The organism is Cloacibacillus evryensis DSM 19522 (assembly GCF_000585335.1).
Classification (GTDB): Bacteria; Synergistota; Synergistia; order Synergistales; family Synergistaceae; genus Cloacibacillus; species Cloacibacillus evryensis.
Window position 1 is genome coordinate 242,315 of the sequence record NZ_KK073872.1, and the last position, 19,391, is coordinate 261,705.

The 19,391-nt window shown below is 56.7% G+C and carries 16 protein-coding genes; 11 read left to right on the forward strand and 5 right to left on the reverse strand.

The window, feature by feature from the left end; all coding sequences use genetic code 11:
- Positions 1 to 88: 88 nt before the first annotated feature.
- The 5 genes from CLOEV_RS01010 (at position 89) to CLOEV_RS01030 (ending at position 7,832) form a co-directional block, all read left to right on the forward strand.
- Positions 89 to 994 carry a DUF2156 domain-containing protein gene (locus CLOEV_RS01010; protein ID WP_008709326.1) on the forward strand — a complete coding sequence of 302 codons (906 nt, stop codon included), beginning with the start codon at positions 89 to 91 and terminating at the stop codon, positions 992 to 994.
- A 53-nt stretch (positions 995 to 1,047) separates the two neighbouring features.
- On the forward strand, positions 1,048 to 1,611 hold the full coding sequence (locus CLOEV_RS01015) for a peptidylprolyl isomerase (protein WP_008709327.1): 564 nt from the start codon (positions 1,048 to 1,050) through the stop codon (positions 1,609 to 1,611).
- A 476-nt stretch (positions 1,612 to 2,087) separates the two neighbouring features.
- Positions 2,088 to 3,722: a nucleoside kinase gene (locus CLOEV_RS01020; protein ID WP_232196850.1), complete on the forward strand. Its 1,635-nt coding sequence runs from the start codon at positions 2,088 to 2,090 to the stop codon at positions 3,720 to 3,722.
- A 76-nt stretch (positions 3,723 to 3,798) separates the two neighbouring features.
- Positions 3,799 to 6,876 carry a DEAD/DEAH box helicase gene (locus tag CLOEV_RS01025; RefSeq protein ID WP_034441380.1) on the forward strand — a complete coding sequence of 1,026 codons (3,078 nt, stop codon included), beginning with the start codon at positions 3,799 to 3,801 and terminating at the stop codon, positions 6,874 to 6,876.
- Positions 6,873 to 7,832 (forward strand): SWIM zinc finger family protein, encoded by a 960-nt coding sequence (locus CLOEV_RS01030; protein WP_034441382.1) that lies wholly within the window; start codon positions 6,873 to 6,875, stop codon positions 7,830 to 7,832. Before CLOEV_RS01025 ends, CLOEV_RS01030 begins: the two co-directional genes overlap by 4 nt.
- Positions 7,833 to 7,882: 50 nt before the next feature.
- Here the strand turns inward: CLOEV_RS01030 and CLOEV_RS15595 are convergent, their stop codons facing one another.
- Positions 7,883 to 8,566 (reverse strand): helix-turn-helix domain-containing protein, encoded by a 684-nt coding sequence (locus tag CLOEV_RS15595; RefSeq protein ID WP_051484789.1) that lies wholly within the window; start codon positions 8,564 to 8,566, stop codon positions 7,883 to 7,885.
- Between the two features lie 361 nt (positions 8,567 to 8,927).
- Between CLOEV_RS15595 and CLOEV_RS01040 the strand changes: the two genes are divergently transcribed.
- On the forward strand, positions 8,928 to 11,570 hold the full coding sequence (locus CLOEV_RS01040) for a Synerg-CTERM sorting domain-containing protein (protein ID WP_084482139.1): 2,643 nt from the start codon (positions 8,928 to 8,930) through the stop codon (positions 11,568 to 11,570).
- A gap of 202 nt (positions 11,571 to 11,772) precedes the next feature.
- Here CLOEV_RS01040 and CLOEV_RS01045 read toward each other — a convergent pair whose 3' ends face one another.
- Positions 11,773 to 12,393, reverse strand: coding sequence for a hypothetical protein (locus CLOEV_RS01045; protein WP_034441385.1), 621 nt, complete (start codon positions 12,391 to 12,393; stop codon positions 11,773 to 11,775).
- A 126-nt stretch (positions 12,394 to 12,519) separates the two neighbouring features.
- Here CLOEV_RS01045 and CLOEV_RS01050 point away from each other — a divergent pair, with 126 nt between their 5' ends.
- Positions 12,520 to 13,398 (forward strand): DMT family transporter, encoded by an 879-nt coding sequence (locus tag CLOEV_RS01050; RefSeq protein ID WP_083829556.1) that lies wholly within the window; start codon positions 12,520 to 12,522, stop codon positions 13,396 to 13,398.
- A 96-nt stretch (positions 13,399 to 13,494) separates the two neighbouring features.
- Here CLOEV_RS01050 and CLOEV_RS01055 read toward each other — a convergent pair whose 3' ends face one another.
- The 3 genes from CLOEV_RS01055 to CLOEV_RS01065 all read right to left on the reverse strand — a co-directional run bounded on the left by CLOEV_RS01055 (position 13,495) and on the right by CLOEV_RS01065 (position 15,970).
- Positions 13,495 to 14,274, reverse strand: a complete 780-nt coding sequence (locus CLOEV_RS01055; RefSeq protein ID WP_008709339.1) for a MetQ/NlpA family ABC transporter substrate-binding protein — start codon at positions 14,272 to 14,274, stop codon at positions 13,495 to 13,497.
- A 102-nt stretch (positions 14,275 to 14,376) separates the two neighbouring features.
- A complete protein-coding gene (locus tag CLOEV_RS01060; RefSeq protein ID WP_008709340.1) occupies positions 14,377 to 15,012 on the reverse strand; it encodes a methionine ABC transporter permease in 636 nt (211 codons plus the stop codon).
- Positions 15,002 to 15,970 carry a methionine ABC transporter ATP-binding protein gene (locus tag CLOEV_RS01065; RefSeq protein ID WP_034441388.1) on the reverse strand — a complete coding sequence of 323 codons (969 nt, stop codon included), beginning with the start codon at positions 15,968 to 15,970 and terminating at the stop codon, positions 15,002 to 15,004. Before CLOEV_RS01065 ends, CLOEV_RS01060 begins: the two co-directional genes overlap by 11 nt.
- Before the next feature lie 145 nt (positions 15,971 to 16,115).
- Between CLOEV_RS01065 and CLOEV_RS16675 the strand changes: the two genes are divergently transcribed.
- The 4 genes from CLOEV_RS16675 (at position 16,116) to CLOEV_RS01080 (ending at position 19,375) form a co-directional block, all read left to right on the forward strand.
- Positions 16,116 to 16,274 (forward strand): hypothetical protein, encoded by a 159-nt coding sequence (locus CLOEV_RS16675; RefSeq protein ID WP_156938338.1) that lies wholly within the window; start codon positions 16,116 to 16,118, stop codon positions 16,272 to 16,274.
- Between the two features lie 38 nt (positions 16,275 to 16,312).
- Entirely contained in the window at positions 16,313 to 16,975 is a 663-nt protein-coding gene (locus tag CLOEV_RS01070) for a response regulator (protein WP_034441389.1), read from the forward strand.
- Positions 16,965 to 18,020, forward strand: a complete 1,056-nt coding sequence (locus CLOEV_RS01075) for a sensor histidine kinase (protein ID WP_034441391.1) — start codon at positions 16,965 to 16,967, stop codon at positions 18,018 to 18,020. The genes CLOEV_RS01070 and CLOEV_RS01075 overlap by 11 nt, the downstream gene beginning before the upstream one ends.
- A gap of 200 nt (positions 18,021 to 18,220) precedes the next feature.
- The gene (locus CLOEV_RS01080) at positions 18,221 to 19,375 is read left to right on the forward strand and encodes an MFS transporter (RefSeq protein WP_034441393.1); all 1,155 of its coding nucleotides are present in this window, start codon (positions 18,221 to 18,223) and stop codon (positions 19,373 to 19,375) included.
- Positions 19,376 to 19,391 lie beyond the last annotated feature (16 nt).

Consider the following 19,391-nt stretch of genomic DNA (forward strand, 5'->3'; position numbering starts at 1 on the left):
GAAGAAAAAGTATATTCTTATCTAAGACATTTGTAATAGTTTGCGATAACATCTAAGAAAGGTCAATAATACCTCGGAGGTAATTTGCTTGGATTTAAATTTTCAGGAGATAACACTGGAAGAGGCGCCCAGATATATCGCGCATTGGAACATGTGCGAACAGCGCACCTCGGACTATTGTTTCCCGGTTATATGGAGCCTGGGCGCGGACTTCGGCACGAAGCTCGCCTATGACGAGAGCACGGACCTGTATTGGCTGCACCAAAGCAAAGTGGGGCTCGCCGACCTCGCGCCGGTCGGAAACTGGCGGCGGGACGACTGGCCGCGGATACTGCGCGAACGCTACGGGGACGAAATGGAGTTTTTCCTCGTTCCGGAAAAGCTCGCGGAGATATGGTGCTCCGAACTTGCCGGCAAGGCGAACGTCGAGGTTGTGGACGACCGCGGGACATGGGAGTACCTCTACAACATACGGGAGCTGGCGACGCTTGCGGGAAACAAATATATGAAGAAGCGCAACCGCGTCAACCAGTTCAGAAAGAACTACGACTACGTCTACGAACCGATGACCGACGGGCTGCTGCCGGAGGTGGTGGACTTTCAGTATTCGTGGTGCCAGGTGAACCACTGCGGCACGACTGCCGGACTGATGCAGGAAAATCACGCTATCCAGAAGATATTGCAGAACTGGAACCGCATACCGAACCTCTGCGGCGGCGTGATCAAGATCAAGGATCAGATCGTCGCCTACACGATCGGCGAGCTCGCCGGAGATATGCTCGTCGTCCATTATGAGAAGGCGAGCCTCGAATACGGCGCGGCATATCAGGTGATAAACAGGGAGTTCCTTTCACACATCATCGGGCTCCATCCGGAACTTGAGATCGTCAACCGGGAGGAAGACATGAACGATCCCGGCCTGCGCGCGGCGAAGATGTCCTACATGCCGATCGGCTTCCTCAAAGAGTGCAGGGTAGAAATCAAGTTTATATAAAAAGTTATGGTAAAATTGCCAAGTCAGATCTAAAAATGAGACGGAGGATTACAATGATGAAAATATTGGCACTCAGCGCAATGGTGGCGGCGGCGGTAATGTTCCCCTTCGCGGCGAAGCAGGCGGAGGCGGCGGACGCCGCGGAAGCCGCGCCTAAACGTCAGGTCGCTACCTTCGAGACGAACTACGGCACATTCAAGATCGAACTCTTCAACGATCTCGCGCCGAAGACGGTGAAAAACTTCGTCGACCTCGCGCAGAAGGGCTACTACAACGGCCTCTCCTTCCACCGCGTCATCGATCAGTTCATGATCCAGGGCGGCTGCCCGAAGGGCAACGGCACAGGCGGCCCCGGCTACAACATCCCCGACGAATTCGGCAAGGGCCTCAAGCATGACAAACCGGGGATACTCTCCATGGCCAACGCCGGCCCCAATACCGGCGGTTCGCAGTTCTTCATCACACTCGTGCCGACGCCCTGGCTTGACGGCAAACATGCCATCTTCGGACATGTGACGGCGGGTATGGACGTCGTGGAAAAGATCGGCAAGCTCCCGACCGATTCGATGGACAGGCCGCTTAAGAAAGTGGTTATGGAGAAGGTCACTATCCACTAGGTAAATCGGCGTTTATAAGCGCGATTTGCGTCATAAAACGGGGGCTCCGAATCCTCGCCGTATACAAATACGGCTCCGGTATCGGAGCCCCCATTTTATTTAGCAACTCGCACGTCTAAACGCCGATTTACTCGATTGGGAGGGAAGATAAACAGCGATTTAGCGCTCTGCCCTCCCGTCGCTCCGGCCTCCGAGCCGGAGCCAAGTGGCGTTGGTTTTACATGCGCTGGTGGAGCAAAAACATAGAGCCGCTTGGCCCCGGGTCAAGCCCGGGGCGACGGAGTACCAGTGCCGGCATGACAAGATAAATCGCTATTTATTCTTCACTTGAGGAAAATTTCAGCCTCGCGTGAAAGTTCTTTCCTGGCGATCAAAAAACGCGGAGGAGGGTGCGCTTCCGCCGCGGTTATGTTAAAATGCTTAGATGAAGCCTAATGTCCGATAATTTGTTGGTAAATGGAGGAAATAGTTTGAGCATGGAGATAAAATTCAAGGACGGAGATCCGCTAGTCTGCGAGGGGCCTGTGACCGCGCGCGACGCTATGGAAATGATAAATTTTCCTAAGAGGGAAAATGTCGTCGCCTGTCGGGTCAACAGGGTGCAGCGTCCGCTCTCCTGGGAGATCGTGATGGACTCCTTTGTCGAATTCATTACGACGGACAGCATCGAAGGCATAGAGGTCTACATCCGCACGCTATCTTTCCTGCTCACCTCCGCGGCCACCCGGATCAGAGGAATGCGCCTTAGCCTGACGCAGTCCATGTCATATTCGTACTATTATGAATCCCCCGACGGTGAGATCACGGAGGATATCTGCCGCGAGCTCGAGGCGGAGATGCGCCGCATGGTGGACGAAGGCGTGCCGATAACACGCGAGTCCTTCCCGATAGACGTCGCGCGCGCCGTGATGCACGCCCAGAACTATGAAGACAAGGAGCAGCTGCTCCTCTTCGCCGGCAGCGATCCCGTCATCGTTTACAACTGCTGCGGCGTATATGATTTCTTCGGCGGCGCGCTCGCAGACTGCGCGGCGATCACGCCCACATTTGAGCTGCGCCATTATAACGGGGGCATCTTCCTATCCGGGCCGACCTTTGCCGACCCTACGAAGACGATGGCTTTCGTCGAATCGCCGCGGCTCTTCAAGCTCATCGACAGCCACACCGACTGGCTTAAAAACCTCCATATGAGCACGATGGCTGGTATCCACCGGCAGGTGACAGACGGCCGCTCAAGGGACATGATAATGGTCTGCGAAGCGCTGCACACAAAACTGCTCAGCAACACATCGGCGCAGATCGAGGCGCGCCCCGAGGTGAGGCTCCTCTGCCTCGCCGGCCCCTCCAGTTCCGGCAAGACGACCTCGTCGCGGCGGCTGCGCGTACAACTGCTCTCCTCCGGGATAAAATCCGCCACTCTCGAGCTTGACAATTATTTTGTGGACCGCGAGCACACGCCGCTCGACCGGGAGGGAAAACCTGACTTCGAGGCGCTGGAGGCGCTCGACCTGGAACTCGTCAATGAACATATCACGGCTCTTCTCGCCGGCCGCGAGGTGGATATCCCCAAGTTCGACTTCCTCACCGGAAAGCGCACAAAGGGTTATAAGATGCGCATCTCGCCCGACGAGCTGCTCGTCATCGAAGGCATCCACGGGCTCAACGAAAAGCTCACGGCGAGCGTTCCGGCGGATAAAAAATATAGGATCTTTATCTGTCCGCTCACAGGGACCAACATCGATTTCCACAACCGCATCGGTACGACGGACACGCGGCTGCTGCGCCGCCTCGTGCGCGACGCGCGGACGCGCGGGCACTCGGCGGAGGCTACGCTGATGCAGTGGCCCTCGGTGGTGCGCGGTTCGCACCGCCATATATTCCCCTATCAGGAATATGCCGATACCCTTTTCAACACCTCGCTCGCCTATGAGGTGCCGGTGCTGAAGGGATACGTCACGCCGCTTCTCAAAACAGTAAAAGAGGATTCCCCCGTCTACGGCGAAGCGACGCGCCTTTTGTCGTTTCTTGAATATGTTCCGGTCATCCCATCGGACGACGTGCCGAATCTCTCCGTTTTGAGGGAGTTTATTGGCGGCAGTTGTTTTGAATGATACGCGGGGCGGGCGCGGCTTTTGCCGTCCCCGCCTGAATTTTTAAGGCTATGAAGGCAATAAACGAGGTTTTTTTATGTTAATTCTCCATACGGCATTTGAACAGGACCAAATTTATCTGTGGGGCGAAAGCTCCTTTGAAAATAAAAAGCTGCGGAACCGGGAAAGAGCGGGCGGCAATATGCTGCCGTGGAGCGCGAAGCCGCAGCAGCTTCGCGCCGCGCTCCGGGAGTGCGGCGTGCGCCACGGGCGCAGGACGCCGGCCGACGAATCATTTACGGCTTCGCTCCTCATCCCGGCGCGCGGGAAAACCCCGCTGCCTTCGAGCCCGATACTGGGGGAGGTCCCCGACTCCGGCGAACCTCCGGCCCTCTCCGCCTTTTATGTGGATGCCGTCGCCCTTAGCTTCACGGAGTTCACACAACTGCTGCGGATAATCCGCGAGAGCGGCGAGCGCCTTTCCTTCCCCGGGCTTTTATTTGCCGACGACTTTAAATTCATGTGCCGCGCCCTGGAATATTCCGCGGCGCTTGTGCAGCGCGGAGCCTATATCCCCGACATGGAGCCCCGCGGAGACAGCTTCGTCTCGCAATGGAGGCCGATGATCCTCGCGAAATACCAGGACGAATTCTCCGCCTACGCGGCCGCGATGCCGCCGGTCCTTTGCGCCTTCTCGACGGACGGCCCGCCGGCGGCGCCCTGCCCGAAGCGTACCGGAGCGATGCGGCTCCTCGAGTGCATGACCGATATGCTCATCCGCTCCTCACAGCTAGGCGGGACCGACCGCGGCCGCCGGGTCAACGCCGGCAACCCGCACGAGATATGGCTGCGCTCACTGATCTGGCAGAAGGCGCCTCTCGTAAAGTGGAACGAGGAGATGGCGTCGCTCTACCCGCAGATACGCGCCTGGGCTGACTCGCTGAAGGCCGTCACCGCGCAGCCGTGGCGACTCTTCATGCGCCTTGAGGAGCCGATCGGCGAGGGGGAACGGGACTGGATACTCTCGTGGCATCTGCAGTCGACACAGGACCCGAGCCTGATAATCCCGGCCGAACGGGTATGGAGCCCGACGGAGACCGAACGCGGCTGGTTTGATCATACGCAGACGAACCCCCGCCGGTACATGCTGCAGATACTGGGACACCTCGCGACGCGCGTGCCCTACATCGCGAAGAGCCTGGAAGTTTCCTATCCCTGCGAGTGCGTCCTCTCGCTCGATAATTTATTCGACTTTTTGCAGAATCACCTGACCTCGATAATGGATCAGGGCATACAGGTACAGTTCCCCTCGACCTGGGGGCAGATATCCGACCGCCCGCGCCTCTCGGTGCGCGCGGCCCTTCACGATGGGAATGCCTTCGCTCCGGGCGGCCAACTGCATCTCTCCGACATGCTCGATGTCGATTGGTCCGTGGCCCTTGGCGACGACCTCCTCACCGCCGACGAACTGGCGATGCTGACGGAACTCAAGACGCCGCTCACCAATATACGCGGCCGCTGGGTCATCCTCTACCGCGACGAGGTGGAGAAGATCACGACGGCGCTCAAAAAACTTCCCGGCAAAATCGAACGCAAAGAGGCGCTGCTCTCGTCGCTGCGGCAGGAACATATGGAGGCGCCGCTCTCCGATGTGACGGGCTCGCCCTGGCTCGCGAACGTTCGTTCGCTGCTTCTCGGCGCTGAACCGCTTGAGGAAATGGCGGCTCCCGAAGGATTCGCCGGGCGGCTGCGCCCCTATCAGGCGAAGGGACTGGCCTGGCTGGCGCGCCTTGTGCGCCTCGGCATGGGCGCCTGCCTAGCCGACGACATGGGGCTGGGCAAGACCGTCCAGACCCTGGCCCTCATAAAAAACCTGCGCATCCTCGGCGAACGCCGCCCCATCCTGCTCATCTGCCCCACCTCCGTAATGGAAAACTGGCGGCGTGAGACGGAACGTTTCGTGCCGGGGACGAAGACCCTCATACACCACGGCATGAAGCGGAACAAAAAGAACCTCTTCACCGACGAAGCCCTCGCGGAAACGCTGGTCATCTCCTCATATTCACTGCTCTACCGCGATAATTCGCTCTTCGCGAAGATAGAATGGGCGGGGATAATCCTTGACGAGGCACAGAACATCAAGAACCCCGACACCTGCCAGTCCCGCGCCGCGCGGGCCGTCCGCGCCGACTGGCACATCGCGCTCACCGGTACCCCGGTGGAAAACCATGTCGGCGACATGTGGTCTATCATGGAATTCCTCATGCCCGGCCTCATGCCGAACCGCGCGCGCTTCTCGCGCGAGATACTGCGCCCCGTGCAGGCGGGGGAAAAGAAGGCGATGGACAAGGTCCGGCGGATGACCGCCCCCTTCATCCTGCGCCGCCTCAAGACCGACAAAGAGATAATAAGCGACCTGCCGGAGAAGATAGAAAGCAAAGAATTCTGCCCGCTCTCACGCGAACAGGCGACGCTCTACAGCGCCGTCACCTCCTCGCTTGAGCGCGAACTCGAGGGCACGGAGGGCATAAAGCGCAAAGGGATGGTGCTCGGCGCGATAACCGCGCTGAAGCAGATCTGCGACCACCCGCTCTTATACTTGAAAGACAAGTCCGAGATCGACAACCGCTCGGGAAAGCTCGCGCGCCTCGCGGAGATCGCGGAGGAGATGCTGGCCTCCGGAGACCGCGCGCTCATCTTCACGCAATACGCCGAAATGGGCGAGCTGCTGAAAAAATACCTCCAGGAGACCTTCGGCCGCGAGGCGCTCTTCCTGCACGGCGGCGTGCCGCGCGAGAAGCGCGACGAGATGGTGCGCCGCTTCCAGGAAGAGGAAGACGGGCCGCCCTTCTTCGTCCTCTCGCTCAAAGCCGGAGGCACCGGGCTGAACCTTACGCGCGCGAACCACGTCGTCATGTTCGACCGCTGGTGGAACCCCGCGGTCGAACAGCAGGCGGTCGACCGCGCCTACCGTATCGGACAGCAAAACAACGTGCAGGTACACTACTTCTGCTGCCGCGGCACGCTGGAAGAAAAGATCGAATCGCTGATCGAGGCGAAGCGGGATCTCGCCGAAATGCTCGTCGGCACCGGAGAGAGCTGGCTTTCGGAGTTGAGCGACAGCGACCTGCACGAGCTGTTCTCGCTGGAGAAAGAGGCGGTGGATAACCTATGACGGCTTCATTTGAACGTGAAGAAAAATTCTTTAAATACAAAAAGCCGCGCGAGACAAAGTGCGGCATCAAATCGCGCACCGCGCGCGGCCACGCCTACGGTTCAAACTGGTGGTCGCGCCGCTGGGTCGAGATCATGGAACAGTGCATCGACTCCGGGCGGCTCGCGCGCGGCAAGAGCTACGCCCGCAAGGGACAGGTCGTCAACATCCACATAGAGCCGGGGCTGGTGACGGCCTTCGTCCAGGGTTCGCGCAAGACGCCTTACCAGATACGCTTCGGATTCGAGACCCTCTCGCAGGAGGCGCGCGAGCTGATACTCTTCCGCTTTGGGGAAAGCGCCGCGCTCGCCGCGAAGCTGCTTGCGGGAGAGATGCCGGAGGAGATCGAGGCGATCTTTAAAGAGGCGGGGACGCCGCTCTTTCCCGCGAGGGAGACGCTGCGCCGCTTCAAATGCACCTGCCCGGACGACGCCACTCCCTGCAAACACATAATCGCGGTGCTCCTGATACTCGGCGAAGAGCTGGAGGACGACCCCTTCCTGCTGCTCAAACTGCGTGGCCTCGATAAAGAATCGCTGATAAGCCTGCTGACCCTTGAGAACGCCCCGGACGACGAAATCGCAGAGGCCGGCGCGGAGTACGAATGGGAGTCAGCCGGCGAACTGTCGGGCGGCGCCGAAGCGGAGGCGGAGACGGGCGCGCCCGTTCGCGAAGAGGTGCCGCCGGCGGACGAAAACTGGTACGGCGGCGGAGAATTCTCCTTCGAACGCGCGGAGCCGGACGTCCAGCGCCGCGCCGCCGCGCTGGACGTGATGAACGACTTCCCATTCTGGCGCGGGGAACATCCCTTCCGCCAGACCCTGGCCCCCTTCTACGAACACGCCGCGATATACGCCGGCGAAATACTGACGGGAGAAAAGAAAAAACCGGTAGGAAGACCGCGGAAGCTGATATAAGGCAGAAGCCGAACATGCACAGCCTTCCCTCGCACCATGCGGGCGGGAGGCTATATGTTATGGTAGATCTTTTTCGTTTCTTCGAACTGATACGCGACAGCCTTGCCGATGATCTTGAATTCGTTGATATCGGCGGCGTCATCGGCGGAAACATAGATAGCGTCGCTGTTATTCCCTGGGAAGAGATAAAGGGCTCCGTGTCTTGTATACTGCGGCCGCTTCAACGTCAGCTTCCCCTTATAAAAAACAAGGGCTATGTCAAAATTGGCGACACGTTCAGCGGGGTTTATCACCACGTAGCTCCCCTCGCGTATGGCGAATTTTTCGAAAGACTTATCGCGTGTAACAATAGCAAAAGGCTGGCTATGCGGCTGCACATTGCCGATGAGCGCCTTGGGCATGATTATGTGTTCGGTGCTTGCTGCGATGAGATCCGCCGAGGGGATGAGGTTATATGAATCGTTGCTGGACAGCACGGGGACGATAATCCTGTCGCTGACGCCGTACGCGTAAACAGAGTGTGTCTGCGGAGAAGCTATGCCCGTAGAGAGATACTCTATGGAAACACCAAGTATATTCGCGATCGTGACGGCGTCGCTCACCTTGGGCTCCCGTTCCTCTCTCTCATAACGCGCGATCGTCTCGGCGTCCACGCCTAACGGTTCCGCGATATCGTGACGTTTTAAGCCTTTTTCCCTGCGCAGGCGACTCAAGCGGGCGCCAAAAGTTTCCATATGCTCACCTCTTTCATATGAAAACTACCGCATTATGGTAGTGGTTTCAATAAAAAAATGTTGCTATATAAGCGTTAATATCCCTTAATTTTATTTGACACTATAAAATTATTGTATATACTCTATTTATTTACGATAATTTTATTATATAAACAAAGCGTCTCAACCACGCTATTACAGGGAGCCAAAAGCGAGCGCTGCGTATGCGGCCATACGTTTCATAAAGTCAGAAAAAGTATTCGTCAAACCATCATATAAACGAAGGTGATGCGAAAAACAGTCAATATTTCCTCAATGTATGACGGACGCGGCAAAAGGGCGTTTCGGTGAAAGTTGGTTCAAACGATAAGGAGGTACTTATATGAAGAGGAGCATTTTGATTTTTGCCGCATTATGCGCTCTGCTGACGGCGGTCGTGTCAACCGCGGCCGTCAGCACAGGAGGCGTCCTGGTCAAACAACAGGACGGGACAACAAGGGACATTTCCATTCCGGTACAGGACGATAACGACAGATGGCTTCACAACGTTGAAACAGCCTCACTATATGGGGCTTGGGACAATGTGGAAATGGCGATCTGGGGGATATCGTCCGATAATACTTTGTTGAACCTCATAATCTCTGGAGATTTTGATTTCAAAAAGACGGACCCGAACAGAGGATGGTTTAACGCCTACGGCGGTAAGGATTGTTATAACGAGCCATTGGATATTAAAGGCGATACAAAACTTGTTGTGACTGGAGATAAAAACGCGAAGATAGATCTGGACAACGGCGGCATATCGCTCTTTGGCGGAGCCAGCCTCTATGCCAGCTACGGCGGAGATATTCAAGGCAGTACGTTATTAGTGCTTCAAGGTGAATCACCTACATTTACGCCTGATAAAGATGTGGATGAAAATATCAACCTTTATGGTGGTAGCGCAATAGGAAATGATGGAATAAAGATTCATACCATTCATGGCGATTCAAGTGTAATGATAAATGCTCCTTGGGATTTGGGAGATAATGACAGAGATATTAGTTTTGTCATTGGCGGAAGCGATGTACAAGGACGTTCAAAAGTAGTAACTAAGGGCAAAACGTATGTGCTTATTGACAATAAAAAAGCCAGCGCGACAAATGTCAGAGGTGGAGGAAGAGCGTCGGATAGCTCGACCTGTGTCATAGATGGCGGCAGTGAATTGCTTTTTAAGAATGGCTCCATTGGCAACGCCTATGCCGGATGCTACGCATCTCAGCACGCTAAAGCCTACACCGCCAAGACATATGTGGAGATTCGTGATATCAGCGCCCCCGGCGACGCGATGATTACGGGCGGCGGCGTCTCTGGTTCTAATTATGATCTCGACGATCCAACAATGGTTTGCATCAATGTCGTTAGCGGCGATACATATATCCTTGTTGAGCCATCCGCTGGTTACACAGGCAAAGGTGTTTGCCGTATATTCGGCGGCTCGAATATCAGGGGAGCTGGGGCAACGGCTGAGATACTAGGCAGCACGAATATCGTCATTAGCGGTGATGCGGCCCTCAACGTGATAAAGCCGCAGAATCCGGAAAAAGATTGGACACACATCAGTGCGGGGGGGTTCCGCAAAAACAACAAAACAATCTCAAACGACGTAAAGGGCGACGGCAACATCACATTCAAGAACATTACCAATATATCAAAGCTTATGAATAACACCGCTTTGGGTGGCCAGGGGCGTGAACGTGACGATGATATGCCCGGTAACCTTGGCTTTTACGACAATTCTGTCGTGGGCACGTCGCGCCTTATTTACGATAACGTTCAAGGCGTAACCGGCGCAAGGACGTTTCTGTTTGACGAAATAATTTTCAAGAACGGAAGCAATGTGACATTCAACAGATCACTGTCACAGCTCTATTCTGATGACGACAGAGATAAAGAAACAGTCACGTTAGTCGTAGAAAAGGGCAGCACTCTCCGTATTTCCAAAGATCCGACGGGAGATACCGGCAACCCGGTGCTTGGAAACGCGAAGATCGACGGTACGCTCATAGTGGACGAAGGGATGACTCTAGTTCTCAATAACAGTCTTGAAGTCGGCGAAGGGGCCTCTGTCAAAGGCAGCGTTGTCGTGAAGAAAGTGGAACCGGTAAAGCCTCCCGTCAAACCGGAAAGTGAAGGTGTTATTCCAGTAAAAGCGCAGGCGGTGAATACAATCGAAGAACTCCCGGCCAACGTTGCTGTTCTCGTTGAAAAACAGCCTAACGGAGAGCTCGTCGTCACCTCGTCGAAATTTATCTCGGCGGTCCTGTCGAGCGACATCAGCGGTACGGTCGATACCGATCTCATCAAATCGATGCCGGTGATCAAGAGCGCCGTCTCGGCGGATAAAACGGCGCTGATCTCATTTAAGGCAAGGTTGGATGAATTCTCCTCCAAGAAGTTCAGCGATCTTGTACTTTGCAAGATAATACCAGGCAAGGTGCTGAAGTTTGCCCTTCAGAGCGTTCCGGAAAAGATAAAATCCGGCGAATTCACCGTTACGGCCGCTGACGGCAAAGCCGTCGACCTCAACGGCTCGCCGAGCGCGGGAACCGAATATCTCATCAATCTCGCCGTCGCGGATAACAGCGAGTATGACCTTGACCCGGCTAAAGGCGCGATTCTTGATCCCGCGGTGCTCACGGTAAATAAGGAAAAGCTAACTCTGTCCGCCACGGAACTCACGCTGTTTGTCGGAGAATCCGCTTCCCTGAAAGCGTCGGGCTATGCGGCGGGAGCGGCACTCTCCTGGCAGAGTGGCGACAAATCCGTAGCGGCGATCGAAGGTTCCGGCGCGGAGGTAACTGTCAAAGCGCTGGCCGCGGGGACGTCCGATATCGCAGTAAGTGACGGAACCGCGACCGTGACCTGTAAAGTGACGGTAAAACCCGGCACAAGCGGCGGCGGTTCCGGCGGAGGGTGCGATGCCGGAATCGGGGTCATCGCCCTGGCCGCGCTGCTGCCCTTTGCTTGGCGCAGAAAAAGGTAATATTTTCTAGGACAGATTCATCAATTTCCAAGCCGGCACATAAAATCCGTGCCGGCTTGGAGTTCTTTAATCAGCGAGCAGAGCGGTTACACTGTTATTTCATTGAAGCAACCTACATTGAAATAAGTCGTTTGATTTTCTTATCTTATTTCAATATCATTGTCACTTCGCCTCCGTACCATTTCGCCCTTTACCGCGTCTCTTACTTTTTCTTCTCCTTCGCCCACTCGGCCTCTAGCTTTTCCAGTTCGTCGATGGTGATCTTTTTATAGCCCTTGGGCTCGTTGAAGAGGTTGGGGTCCTGCGGGGCCGTCTTTATTTTTTGGTATTCGTAGGAGGCGGAGCCGTTCAGCGACTCCATCTTTACGGGGATGGGAAAGCCGCTGCGGTGCCATTCGTAGTACTGGTCCTGCGTTTCGCCTTTGTTGTATTTCACCGTCACGAGGAATTTTTTGAGGCGGTAGCTGTCCACCATCTCGTAGCCGAGGTCTTTGCGCGAGAGGTCTCCGGTGTCTTTCGCGGCGTTTGTTTCTTTGACGTCCCCGGGAATGACGCCCCAGAATTCCTCTTCCACGTAGACTCTCTTTTTGGGGAAGATGATCCACATTACCTTCTTGTCGGCGCGCGTGACCTCTATTGAGTCCATGCCCTCCATTTCGAAGCGGGACTTTTGCCCCGTCATGTATATTTTCCCCTTGCGCACGGAGTCTCCGTCTTTTTCAACGAATTCGGCGCTGAAGTCCAGCGCGAGAGCCTGCAGCGCGAGAGCCATGACAAGAATGGCGGCGGCCGCGGCGATCATCGTTATTTTTTTCAGTTTCATGTTGTACCTCTCTTTACTTTTTGCTCCGCCGTGTTTTTGTGGTGATGACAGCGGCGGTTATTCTGATATTATATAATCGCCTGTGAGATCGCGCATCAATTAAATTTATGATATGCCGGTGATATCGTGCTTTATGGGATTTTTTTGAGTGTCATTACCTGTTTCTGCTGGGGCAGCACGGCGTTTTTATTGCGTGGGATAAGAGGGCTGGACGCTTCTGAGATGTCGCTGATGCGTTCCTGCGGCGGCCTTGTCTGCGCCGTCGGCCTGGTGTCTCTTGTACAGGGCGCGAACGTGGAACAGCTTGGGGCTTCGGAGGCGCTGGTATTTATCGCCCTCGTGCTCTGCAACAACGTTATCGGCGACGTCTTTCTCTTCTTCGCGCTGCACCGCCTCGGCGTCGCGCGCGGCTCCGCGATCGCGAGCTCATATCCGATCCTTGTGGCGTTCGCCTCGCATCTCTTTTTCGGCTCTCCGCTCACGCCGGCGATCGTGACCGGCACGCTTCTTGTCGTCGCCGGGGTCGCGCTGCTCTGCCGCACCGGCCGGGATGAGGGCAAACTCTCCGCTTCGGGGCTTGTCTATGCCTCCCTCGCCAGCGTTTTTTGGGCCGCCGGGCTTCTATTTAATAATGAGCTGCTTGTGGAGGGGCTCACTCCCGCGACGGTCGTGCTGGGACGCGGCGTCACCTTTTTCTCGATCGCCTTTCTGATCTGGTTTTTCCGCCTGTTGACGGTCAAGCGGGATCTCGACGGTTGGCGGGTGTTTCTCAAAAGGGATTCTCTCTACGGGCTGCTGGCGGGGGCGTGCTCGCTGGGCTTCGGCGCCTGGTTTTATTCAAGCGCTCTGGAATATGTCTCCCCTGCCGTCGCCACGCCGATCGGGGCCTCTAACCCGATAATCGCCTCGGTGCTCGCGATGCTGGTTTATAAGGAGCGGCTGCGCCCCGCGCAGTGGGCGGGGATAGCGCTGGCCGTAGGCGGCTCGATCCTGGTGACTCTTTGACCTGAACGCCTGCCGTTCGCTTGATATGAAACGCGCCCTCCCGTCTTTTCCCGGAGGGCGCGTCCTGTTTTATTTGTGCGGCGCGGGACGGAGGCCTTAGAACGCGGCGACGATCCCCTTCGGCACGAGGTTTTTATTGATGTATTCTTTGACTTCCTTGGAGTTGGCGGCCTTTACAAGCGCCTTCACCGCGGGGGTGTCTTTATCCGCGCCGCGCACGACGAGGACGTTCGCGTAGGGGGAGTCTTTGCCCTCGATCACGATCGCGTCTTTCGCGGGGATCAGGCCGGCCTCGACGGCGAAGTTCGTGTTGATGACGGCGGCGTCGACATCCTGAAGGGTGCGGGGCAGCTGGGCGGCGTCAAGCTCGCGGATCTTGAGGTTCTTCGGGTTCTCGGTGACGTCCTTTGCCGTAACGAGCTCTCCGGCCTTGACCTTGATCAGGCCGCTCTTTTCAAGCAGGCGCAGCGCGCGGGCGCAGTTCGTCGCGTCGTTGGGGATGGCTACCTGCGCGCCCTTCTTGAGCTCGCCTATTTTCTTGATCTTCTTTGAGTAGAGTCCGAGCGGCTCGATGTGGATCTTCGCGACCCAGGCGAGGTCGTAGCCCTTCTCTTTGTTCGTATTCTCAAGGTAGGGCACGTGCTGGAAGAAGTTCGCGTCGAGGGCCTTTTCGGCGAGCGCGGTGTTCGGCGTCACATAATCGGTGAATTCGACGATCTTGAGGTCATAGCCCTCTTTGGCTACGAGCTGTTTGACGACGTTCATGATGTCCTTATGCGGGAATGGGGTGACCCCGACCTTGATCTCTTTGCCGGCGGCGAGGGCCGCGGTGGGGATGATCAGTGCTGCTAGCAGTGCGAGTGCGATTTTTTTCATGATTTTTTACTCTCCTTTTTATTTTTTGTCTTGGCGGTTATCAGGGACTTCGGTGCGCGCGGTGCTGAGGATCATCTCATATTCTATCCGACACCACCTCCGTTACCTGATCTTCTCGTAGATGTAATTTCCGGCGTACTGGATCACCTGAACGATCACGATCAGGATCGCGACGGAGTAGACCATGACGTCCGTCTGAAAGCGGTTGTAGCCGTATTTTATCGCCAGGTCGCCGAGTCCGCCGCCGCCGACGACGCCCGCCATCGCGGAGTAGCCGAGGAGGTTTATCGCGACTATCGCCCAGTTGAGGACTATCGCGGGCATCGCCTCTTTGATCATCACGCCGAAGATTATCTGTGCGGTGGAGGCCCCGAAGGATCTCGCCGCCTCGACGACGCCGCGGTCGACCTCAAGCAGGCTGCCCTCCATGAGGCGCGCGACGAATGGGGTCGCCGCGATCGTCAGCGGTACGATCGAGGCGGTGCTGCCGATCGAGGTGCCGGCGATAAGGCGCGTCAGCGGGATTATCGCGATCAGCAGGATGATGAAGGGGAAGGAGCGCAGCAGGTTCACCGCCACGTCGAGCACGCCGTAGACGGCCTTGTTCGGCTTCAATCCGTTGGGGCCCGTTATTATCATCAGGATCGCCACGCCGGAGCCGAATATCCCCGAGAAAAGGGTCGACACCGCCACCATGTATAGAGTTTCCCAAAGCGCCGCGGCAAGCTCACTGCCCATTTTTCATTACCTCCCAGTACATCTTGTTTTCACCAAGCCATTTTTCGATATTCGCCACGTCTTTATCGGCGACGTTGATGATGAGGAAGCCCATCACCGTCTCGCGGTACTTTTCGATGCGTCCGCCGACGATGGAGAAGTTTATGTTGAGGTCGCGCGCCATATTGGTGATGATGCTGTCGTTGGCGACCTCGCGCGGGAACATCAGGCGGATGTTCGTGCCGGAGGGGATGACGGCGTAGTCGTCGGTGATGAGCTTGCGCAGCTCCTCTCCCGGGGCGAGGAAAAGCTTGTCCGTTTCGCCGGAGGCGACGATCTCGCCGCCGTCGAGGATGATGACCTTGTTGCAGATCATCTTCACGACCTCCATCTGGTGCGTGACGACGACGATCGTAACGTTGAGCTTCTTGTTGATATCCATCAGCAGTTCGAGTATCGAGATCGTCGTCTTCGGGTCGAGGGCGGAGGTCGCCTCGTCGCAGAGCAGTATCTCGGGATTCAGCGCCAGCGCCCTCGCGATGCCGACGCGCTGCTTCTGTCCGCCGCTCAGGTTGCGCACCTTCTCGTGCCTTTTCCCCGTGAGGCCGACCAGTTCGAGCAGTTCGTTCACCCTTGACTCGGCCTCGCTTTTAGGGGTGCCCCATACTTTGAGGGGGAAGAGGATGTTTTCAAAGACATCCTTTCTGTTCATGAGGTTGAAGTTCTGGAAGATCATCCCCATGTCGCGCCGCAGCAGCTTCAGCTCTTTTTCGTCGAGGTCCCTTACCTCTTTGCCGCCCACGCGCACGCTACCCTCCGTGTAGCTTTCGAGCCCGTTGAGACAGCGCAGAAGCGTCGACTTGCCCGCGCCCGAATGGCCGACTATGCCGAAGACGTCGCCCTTGTCCACTTTGAGGGAGATATCGGAGAGCACCTTATGGTCGCCGAAGTATTTCCCCAGACTGTTGATTTCGATCATGCAAAACCATCCTTCGCACAAAATCTTAAAATTTATAAAAGTTCCTCTTCACAAAAAAAGACCGAGCCGCAGGGCCCGGTCTTATGATTTTACGCACGCGGCGCTCTAGGCGTCCGGCAAATCACAAGAGGAGCCCTGAGTGTACATGCACATCATCATGTTGTTGGCAAAATATCCAGCGCTGAATCTCATGTCTGCTCCTCCTTCTTCAAATATGGGCAACATTGTAGTAATGATTCGCGCGATTGTCAACCCCGTATTACATGCGGCACAGGGCAGCGGCATTTACTTTTTATGCGGTTAGAGGGAAACTATAGGCGAGGATAAGGGGGAAGGGGCGGCATGAAGAAACGCATCGTCATAGCGGATGACCATAGGCTCGTCATCGAGGGCATAGCGGGGCTGCTGATTTCGACCGGCGAGTACGAGATAGTCGGCCGCGCGGGCAACGGAGCCGAGGCCCTGCGGCTCATAAGGCGGCTCAAACCCGACCTTGCCGTGCTCGACATAACCATGCCGGAGATGGACGGCATAGACGCGGCGCGGGCGGTAAGGGCCGAACTGCCGGAGGTCAGGATACTCGTCCTCTCCGTACACAAGGATCTGCGCATGATAATGGAGGTCATAAAGGCCGGAGCCGACGGTTACGCGCTCAAGGAGGCCGAACCCGATGAACTTATAAACGCCGTGAAGACGGTCCTCGCCGGCGACATATACCTGGACTCAAAGATAACGACGCTGCTGGTGCGCGACTATATACGGAAGCTCAACATCCCGTCGATCCCGGAGGCGCGCCGCGGCGACCTTTCACCGAGGGAGTGCGAGATCGTGGCTCTCGTTGCCGGGGGGCTCGACGCCTACGAGATCGCAAAAAAACTCTGCATCACGCGCAACACTGTCGACGCGCACCGGCGCAATATAATGCGGAAGCTCGACTGTAAAAACCTGCGCGAGCTCACGAGTTACGCGCTGTATTCGGGGCTGGTGAATCTTGATGAAGAATGACGCCATACTCAACGCGATCTTTACGAGCATTTACGCTCCCGTGGCGGTCTATCACGTAACGGGAGGCGGTGATGAACCTGTCGACCTTATCTACGACAGGGTCAACAGGGCTTATCTGGAACTCAACGATTTTGCGCAGGAAGAGATCATTGGCAGGCGGTACACCGAAGTCTGCCGCGACGAGACAGAGGAACCGTGGATGAAGTGTATGCTTAAAGTCGCGGCGACCGGTACCGCGGATTGCTGCGAAGGGATGTGCGTCCGGCGCACAGGCTATTATGTCAGCCTCCTGGCCTTTTCTCCCGTGGCCGGAAGGGTGGTGGCCATCGTCCGCGATCTGAGCGAGTGGCATAAAAGCAGGCTGAACCTGATCGAAAAACAGGAACTGCTGCAAAAGCTCACGACGCGGCTTACCCTCGCGGAGGAACGCACGCGCCGCGACATCGCGAACACGCTGCACGACGGCGTCGGCTTCGAGATGGTAACGATGCTGAACTCACTGCGGTCGCTGCGTGAAAAAACGGAGGGGCGCGACGCGAAGGAGCTGCTCGCCGACAACATCAGCCGCATGGAGAAGCTCATCGAGAACACTCGCTCCTTCACCTTTGAAATAAGCCCGCCGCTGCTCTACGAGGCGGGGCTGGACGCGACGCTTGAGGCGTGCTGCGGCCACATGTTCGGGACGAACGGCGTCAAATGCGACTTCCGTTCGGAGGGGACCGAGATCCGCATCGCGGAGGATACGAAGGTGCTCCTCTATCAGATGGCGCATGAGATACTCGTGAACGTCGCCAAGCACGCGAAGGCGCGGAACGTACTCGTCATGACACGCTGGGGAGCGAAGAAGGTCCAGCTTTTCGTCAGGGACGACGGCGTCGGCTTCGACCAGTCCGGGGACAACCTCCCCTCCACCACCTCCGGCATGGGGCTCTTCAGCATACGGGAGCGCATGTCGGCCATTGGCGGCCAGTTCAACGTCATATCGGAACCGGGAGCCGGCACGACGGTCAGCCTTATCGCGCCGATACGCCCCGCCGTGAGGTAACGGCCATCCCCGGACGGCCGTTCACATTTCCCCTATTCGGGGTCATTATTTTACCCGACATTTTTTCATATTTCACCAATTGACTTTAACAGCCGGCGCAATATTCAAAAGCGCGCCCTCTTAATATAATCCACTTAGGTTGAGTGGTTGGTTTTGCCGTAATAAATACGGCGCATCTGGAAGGGGCTGGACTGGAACGGATGAGAAAAGACAGAACTGTGATAGGGCTCAATCTTCCGGCGTTTTTGATGATGATAGGCGTGGGCATGATAGTCGCTCTTTTTCCGCAGCGTATCATCGACTTTGACGGGGACGGCCGCCGCGTCGGCTACGTGGCCTCGATGTTCGCTCTGTCGTATATCGCGTTTCAGGTCCCGGTCGGGGCGCTGGCCGACAGGTTCGGGTTCAAGCGGTTTATCGCGCTGGGATACCTGCTCTGCTTTTTCGCGGGACTTGGCTATTATTTTTCCTCAGGCTCAATAATGATCTTTCTCGGGCGTCTGATCCAGGGCGCGGGAGAGGCTCCCGTCTGGGCGCTGGCCCCGGCTCTGCTCTCGGTGAAATTCTCATCGGACAAGGGGTCCTCCATAGGCCTCTATAACGCCATATGTTACGTCGGACTTACGGCCGGGCCGATACTTAGCGTCTTCCTGATAAACAGGTGGCGCTATGAGAATATGTTCCTGCTCTACGCCTTCGCCTGCCTCGCCGGCGCGGTGCTGACGCTCTGGCTTGTGGAGGATGTCCGCCCCAACGGGGAGTCTCCCGGCAAGGTCGATTTCTCAGGAGTGCGGGAGATGGCGCGGGATGGCGCGGCGCTGCTCACGCTCATCGGCATAACCGTCTACGGGGCCGGCTACGGAGTGTTCGTAACGGCGCTGCCCGTGTTCCTGATGAGCGAGAAATGTTTTGGACACTCGCTTGTCAGCGCGTTTTTTTCGCTCTTCTACATCGCGATAAGTATCGCCCAGCTCACGACGGGAAGGGCCTCCGACCGGTTCGGCCCAAGCCGCTTCATGGCGCTTGGCCTTCTCTTCGCCGCGATCGGGACCGCGGCGGCTCCGTTCCTTTTTTCGATCCGGCTGCTGGCCGCGCTCACGCTGGCGAGCGCGGGACTCGGGGTCTTTTACCTGGCCTCTATGATATTCCTGAACGAGACGGTCGACGAGAGGCTCAAAGGTACCATCTCGGGAGCGTACTATCTGTTTTTCGGCGTAGGGCTGTGCTTCGGGCCGCCGCTATTTTCCCTGGTCATGGGCATGGTGGGATGCGCAAATTCGCTCATCTGTCTCGCCGCCCTCTTTGCCGCGTTTTCAGCGATCATGGCGGCCGGGCTCCGGCGCTTTGGACGATAAAGAGACGGGGCGGCCG